We start from the raw sequence: 454 nt of genomic DNA, 5'->3' as shown, positions 1-454 counted from the left end.
GTGTGGCTGCATTGCCTGCCGCATCACTTACATTATAAGTGACTACATACGTGCCTGCGATACTTGTGTCTACTACATCCCCAGCAATAACAATGTTTGCCGTGATGTCTCCATCTAAATCATCTGTCGCTGTTGCGCCTGCTTCTGTGTAGATATCGCCTACGTTTAAGTCTATCGTGGCATTACCATTTAAGGTTATTACTGGTGCAGTGGTGTCTGGTATTACATTTACGGTTCTGCTTACTTGTGTGGCTGCATTGCCTGCCGCATCACTTACATTATAAGTGACTACATACGTGCCTGCGATACTTGTGTCTACTACATCCCCAGCAATAACAATGTTTGCCGTGATGTCTCCATCTAAATCATCTGTCGCTGTTGCGCCTGCTTCTGTGTAGATATCGCCTACGTTTAAGTCTATCGTAGCATTACCGTTTAATGTGATTACTGGTGC

The 454-nt window shown here is 44.7% G+C and carries 1 protein-coding gene; it reads right to left on the bottom strand.

The genetic code is table 11. The annotated features are described in order from the left end of the window. The coding region (locus tag EYD46_RS17580; protein WP_130938486.1) for an immunoglobulin-like domain-containing protein at nucleotides 1–454 on the bottom strand (454 nt) is incomplete at both ends.

The organism is Hyunsoonleella pacifica, assembly GCF_004310335.1.
GTDB classification, from domain to species: domain Bacteria; phylum Bacteroidota; class Bacteroidia; order Flavobacteriales; family Flavobacteriaceae; genus Jejuia; species Jejuia pacifica.
The sequence above is the reverse complement of the archived record's forward strand: the minus strand, read 5'-3'. Positions and strand labels throughout refer to the sequence as shown.